Raw genomic sequence first — 4,997 nt, forward strand, 5'->3', positions numbered from 1 at the left:
TGTCGTCGTGCCGGAGGTGGACCCAGCGGTGCCGGCCGTGGTGGGGTGGCGGCACCTGCCGGAACGTACATAGCACGGTGCTCCTCAAGTTCTTGAGCACATCGACTTTCTGACCCCGTTTCACGGGCATGATCCCGGTGCCGATCCAGCCACGCCACACGCGCCGCCGTTTGCCGATCTTGCTCATCAATCGGTCGATACATCAACAGCCTCGGCGGCTTTGACGGCCGGGTCCGGAACGCTGTGTCGCGTGAGCGCCCACAGCGCAAACGCGAGGCAGCTGATTGCGGTGCCCAGTGCGCATACGGTGCCCCAGCCGGCTGTCGCGTAGAGGGAGGTCGCGGCGATGGCACCGGTGGCGCTGCCGATCGAGCGGTGTGTGCGATGGCGACCGTTGCCGGCGCCACCACCAGGAGCAGCAACTGGGCCACGACGAGCCGTCTGCGGTTGGCCACGTCGCCCAGCGGTACGAGGAAGAAGAGCCCCAGCCCGTATCCGACATGCGTGAGGGTGACGACGCTGCCGACAAGCGCCGGGCTCATGGCGAGGTCGCGGCCCACGGTCGCCAGGAGCGGCTGGGCGAAGTAGACGTTGGCCACCGCGGTTCCACAGGCGACGGCGAACAGTATGACGGCGCCCCGGGACAGGACGAACGCGGAACCTCCCCGGCTCCGGGCCGCGCCCCGTGGTGTCGCAGCCTCATCTGAGCCGGAGACCCGGTGCCGGCGGGGCGGCGATCGTGGATGTGCGGTCGCATTCCTGGCCTGCGGGGCGTCGGCCCCGGGAACGTGCCGGCCGTCGAACCGAGCACGGAGGTTCTCGCGCGGGATCGAACGGCGGCTCCGCGACATGACGGACCCGCCCGGGCGCGCGGGTATCGCGCCGGCGCCGGCCGGGCAGCGGCAATCCGCCGGCATGTCCTGGAGATGCCCGCCCCCGTCGTCGCCGGTGCCTTCGGCTACCACCAGGTCACCACCGCCAAACCGGCCGCCCAAGCCGGAGCGCCTGGAGTCGATACGCCGCCGGGGACCGCCTGCCGTCACCATCAGGCTGGATCCCAGGAAGAGCTGACGACAGTTGAATAGGCGAGCCCACCAGTATGGGCAACCCCCAGTAGCCGGCGGCGTGTCATCCCGGCCTGTATGGGGTAGAGTGATCATGTGCTCGCGGCCGGGAATCCTGGTCGGGGGACGCGCGTTGGTGGTCCAAGGAAAGACACCCCACTTCCCGTGGGGGGATGCAGGTGCAAGGCCTGCCCAGCGCTCCAGTGCAGGCCCTGACCTCTCGTGTGGAGGCCAGGGTCTTTTGCGTACTCTTGCCTGCGTGTTCCGTCCATCGGACCCGATAAATCCGGCAACGGTGATGCCGGTGCGGGTGGTGCCGGGGACGCTGTCGGCGGCCTGGGCGGCCGCCTCGTGCTGGGCCTGCTGAGCCGGGCGTTCGCCGATGTCCTCACCCGGTGGGTCGCCGTGGGCGGTCGGCGGTCGGCGGACCGGGCGGCCACCGGAAGTATGGGTGCTGCTGCGGGGGCGCTGCGGCTCCCGTAGCCGCCCCGGTTCGCTCGCGGGTCAGACCTGCTGGGGCGAGCCGGTCCGCTCCCAGGTGATGGGCCCTGGCTGTCGCCTTCGAGGTCGTAGACGACCGTCGAGTCGGTGGACCACCACAGGATGGTGTCCACCGGGTTGTCCACCGGGTTGTCCACCGGTATGGCGTGGCAGTTCAGGCTGGTGCTGCGGGCCCAATGCGCGTTGAGGTCGGCGGTGAAGTCGCAGGTTCTGGTGGACTGCACGGTGTCCGCGCCGGTGTGAGTAGACACTCCGGACTGCCTCCGCATCAAGGGCGTGACCAGGAGATGTGCGTAATCACCGCGCCCGGCCGGGGCGGTGCCTCCCCCCTGTGGTGATCGCTCGGCGATAACGCGCGGGGAATCTCGATGAGTTGGCCCTCGTCGGAATCAACACCACCGTTCCATCCGTTTCCCCCTTTTCCTCCGGGGTGATCCGGTCAAATGCGGAAGAGTGTGCGGTATCTCGTGCCGGATATGGATGGCGCACTCTGATCGCCGTCAGGTGCCGTTCGGTGGCAAAGGCTGACAATATGCCAGATACTTGTGCGTACTTTGCGGCACCTTTCCCTCGCGCGGGAGTCTGCTGCCCCTGGGTCACGCGGAGAGCGCCGGCCACCCATCGGGCCCCGCTCGTGCGGGGATGGTCCACGCTCCCGGAGCAGCCTCCGGCGTAGCCGAGTGGTCCGTCTTGCGGAGCGTGTGGTGCTCCCGATCGCGGACGACCGCGGAGAACTTCGCGGTGCCGTCGTCGTAGTCACAGGGTCCGGCCCAGCCCGCGCCCGTCAACGCTTCGGTGCCGGACATGGAAGCGTGTTGACCGGCGGCGGGTGTGCGTCGGCTCGGCGATCCCGTCGGCGACGCGGGTGAGAGTGCAGGCCGGCGCGGTCATGAAACAGTCCGGGGTCGTGAGTGACGACTTCGAGCGCGGAGAATCGCACGCCTGCTCGATGTCCACCCGCGTCGCCAAGCGCCCCAGGCTGGAGAAGGCCGTCACCCTCGTCGTACACGAGCACGAACGGCTCGGCCGCGGCATCGAGCCGGCGACACTCGCCGGTGGGCCGAAGGCGGGCGACATCGGCCTGGAGTTCCTCACCGCTGTCGGGGACGAGACACGTGAGCGGGCCCGGGAACGCCCGGCCCCGTACCCGCCGCTCCTTTCCCAGTGGGAGGAGTGGAAGCCGGATCCGGTACACAGAACGGGCAGCCGACCGGCGCGGCCCGCCCGGACAGGCTTGACCTCAACCAGACTTGAGGTACAAAGGTGACTCCATGGCGATCTCACCGGAACAACGCGCGGCGGTTCAGAACTGGATCAGGGACACGGCGCACCCCCTGACCACCATGGACGCCTCGGAGCCACTGGAGGACCTGCGGCCGCTGCTCGGCATGCTCGGTGAGCAGACGGCTGTGGTGGGCTACGGTGCTGGGACGCGCGGCGCGCACCAGCTTTTCGCTCTCCAGTCGCGTATCGCCCAGCTGCTGGTCCGTGAGGCCGGCTTCCGCGCCGTCGCCCTCGACCAGGACTGGACGCTCGGCGCCCGGCTCGACGTCCATGTCCGCACCGGCACCGGGGACCCCGTGGCGCTGCTGGAGGCCGCCGAGCCGTTCTCCCGCACCGAGGAGGTCCTTGCCCTCGTCCGATGGATGCGTGCTTTCAACGAGACGCACCCGGACGATCCGGTCCGCTTCGTCGGGGTCAGCCCCCACGAGACGGGGGCGTCGGCGTATGACACGGTGGCCGACTATGTGCGCAGGGCCGAACCCGGACTGCTGGACGAACTGGAGCGCTGTTACGCCGGCCTCCGCCCGGAAGGCGAGGTGGCCGCCCATACACGCCGTTTCCGCGCCCTGCCCGACAGGCGGTCCTGGCGCGACCGTGCACAGGGCGGTCCTGGCGCGACCGTGCACAGGCGGCGCACGACCTGGTGGCGGGAGCGCCGGGCCACGACGGTCATGCGTGGGCGCTCCACAACGCACGGCTGGTTGTCCAGTACTACGAGCTCCACGACCACGACGATCCGCTGGACCCGCACAACATGGCCTGCTACGAGCGGTCGTTCGCCGAGAACGTCCTGTGGTGGCACCGGCACACCGGTCACAAGGTGCTCTTCTGGTCCTCCAGCTCCCACACCGCCAACGCACGCGCCAGGGTCGTCAGCTTTCCGCCGGACCCGGCCACTCCGTCCCGGAACGCGGGAAGCCACCTGCACGAACACCTCGGCGTCCGGTACCTGTCGATCGGTCTCACCTTCGGCGCCGGGGAACTGGCCACCTACACCGGCACCCCGGCCCACCGGGTGCCCAGTCCCGTACTACCGCTGGTGGAGTCGGTGCTGGACGACGAGTCAGCGGGCGACTACCTGCTGAACCTCCGCACGGATGCTCCGCGGCAGGTTGCCGATTGGCTCGCCCAGCCCACCAGGTCCAGGCTCATCGGACCACGCCACGACCCGCAGCGCGACACCGATCACCACATGGCGGGCGGTTCCCTGGCCGAGTGGTTCGACGTGCTCGTCCACCGGCGGTATGTGACTCCGGCCCGCCCCCTCCGCAAGGTGGAGCCTCCGGTGAAGACGCAACCGTGACCCCGCCGGTGGAACGGTGAGCCAGCCATACGCAGCGGGTGCTCCTCACCCACGACCAGGTCCTGCAGTACGCGCTGCCGGCGACCGAGGGCAGGCACGGTGACCCGAGCCGCCCCGGCCTCGCCCGCCGCTACGGCTTCGACCCCGGCCGCCCGGTGGCCTGTCAGGTGTCGAAGCGATGGCGCGCGTCCTCGATGTGTCCGAGGTGCTGGTGGGTCCAGCCGCACATGGCGTCGACCGTGGTGCGCAGGGCCCGGCCCGGTTCGGTGAGGGTGTACTCGACCCGCGGCGGCACGGTGGGGTGCACCTTCCGGTCGGCCAGGCCGTTGCGTTCCAGCATGCGCAGGTTCTGGGTGAGCATCTTGTGGCTGATGCCCTCGACCTCGTTCCGCAGCTCGCTGAAGCGCAGGGTGCGTTCGCCGAGCGCCTCGATGATCAGGAGCGCCCACTTGTTGGCGACGTCCGAGAAGATCTCCCGTGCCAGGGAGTCCGCGCGCCTCAGGTCCGCGTCCTCGGGCAGGCCCTTGAGCAGTTGCTTGGTCACCATCAGGTTCCTCAGTCACCGAAAAGTGCGTTCTTCCAGGTCGCCTGTCACTCTCCTATGGTTTCTGAGTAACCGCAAGAGAGCACATCAGAAAGGCGAGCACCGTGGCCACCATCGATGTCTTCCATCACAACGTGTCGGCCGAGAGCGACTTCGGCTACTCGCAGGCGATCAGATCCGGCGAGCTGATCCATGTCTCCGGACAGCTCTCACTCGATGAGGCGGGTGCGTTCCTCCACGCGGACGACTTCGCCGCCCAGCTCCAGCAGACCCACGCCAACACGGACAAGGTCCTGGACCA

Annotated in this window: 7 protein-coding genes and 2 pseudogenes; 5 read left to right on the forward strand and 4 right to left on the reverse strand. The window is 69.1% G+C overall.

The genetic code is table 11. From position 1 onward, the window contains the following. Positions 1-187: hypothetical protein (locus FF041_RS39635; RefSeq protein WP_228388788.1), on the reverse strand; the 187-nt coding region annotated here is incomplete at its 3' end. Between the two features lie 184 nt (positions 188-371). Then, positions 372-647: pseudogene (locus FF041_RS39640) on the reverse strand (MFS transporter); the annotation flags it as partial. Positions 648-1,652: 1,005 nt separating this feature from the next. Between FF041_RS39640 and FF041_RS32390 the strand changes: the two are divergent. Then, positions 1,653-1,808 carry a hypothetical protein gene (locus tag FF041_RS32390; protein ID WP_153526075.1) on the forward strand — a complete coding sequence of 52 codons (156 nt, stop codon included), beginning with the start codon at positions 1,653-1,655 and terminating at the stop codon, positions 1,806-1,808. 353 nt (positions 1,809-2,161) lie between these two features. Here the strand turns inward: FF041_RS32390 and FF041_RS32395 are convergent, their stop codons facing one another. Further along, positions 2,162-2,371 carry a hypothetical protein gene (locus FF041_RS32395; RefSeq protein WP_153526076.1) on the reverse strand — a complete coding sequence of 70 codons (210 nt, stop codon included), beginning with the start codon at positions 2,369-2,371 and terminating at the stop codon, positions 2,162-2,164. A 101-nt stretch (positions 2,372-2,472) separates the two neighbouring features. Here FF041_RS32395 and FF041_RS39645 point away from each other — a divergent pair, with 101 nt between their 5' ends. From FF041_RS39645 to FF041_RS39655, 3 genes and pseudogenes are all read left to right on the forward strand, one after another. Next, entirely contained in the window at positions 2,473-2,832 is a 360-nt protein-coding gene (locus FF041_RS39645; RefSeq protein WP_228388789.1) for a hypothetical protein, read from the forward strand. Between the two features lie 121 nt (positions 2,833-2,953). Further along, positions 2,954-3,355: pseudogene (locus FF041_RS40180) on the forward strand (erythromycin esterase family protein); the annotation flags it as partial. A 137-nt stretch (positions 3,356-3,492) separates the two neighbouring features. After that, the gene (locus FF041_RS39655) at positions 3,493-4,152 is read left to right on the forward strand and encodes an erythromycin esterase family protein (protein ID WP_323393348.1); all 660 of its coding nucleotides are present in this window, start codon (positions 3,493-3,495) and stop codon (positions 4,150-4,152) included. A gap of 163 nt (positions 4,153-4,315) precedes the next feature. On the opposite strand, the gene FF041_RS32410 is transcribed toward FF041_RS39655, so the two are convergent. Beyond that, positions 4,316-4,699, reverse strand: coding sequence for a winged helix-turn-helix transcriptional regulator (locus tag FF041_RS32410; protein WP_153526077.1), 384 nt, complete (start codon positions 4,697-4,699; stop codon positions 4,316-4,318). Between the two features lie 101 nt (positions 4,700-4,800). Between FF041_RS32410 and FF041_RS32415 the strand changes: the two genes are divergently transcribed. Beyond that, positions 4,801-4,997: RidA family protein (locus tag FF041_RS32415; protein WP_323393350.1), on the forward strand; the 197-nt coding region annotated here is incomplete at its 3' end.

The sequence above is a fragment of the Streptomyces jumonjinensis genome, from assembly GCF_009600885.1.
Lineage (GTDB): Bacteria > Actinomycetota > Actinomycetes > Streptomycetales > Streptomycetaceae > Streptomyces > Streptomyces jumonjinensis.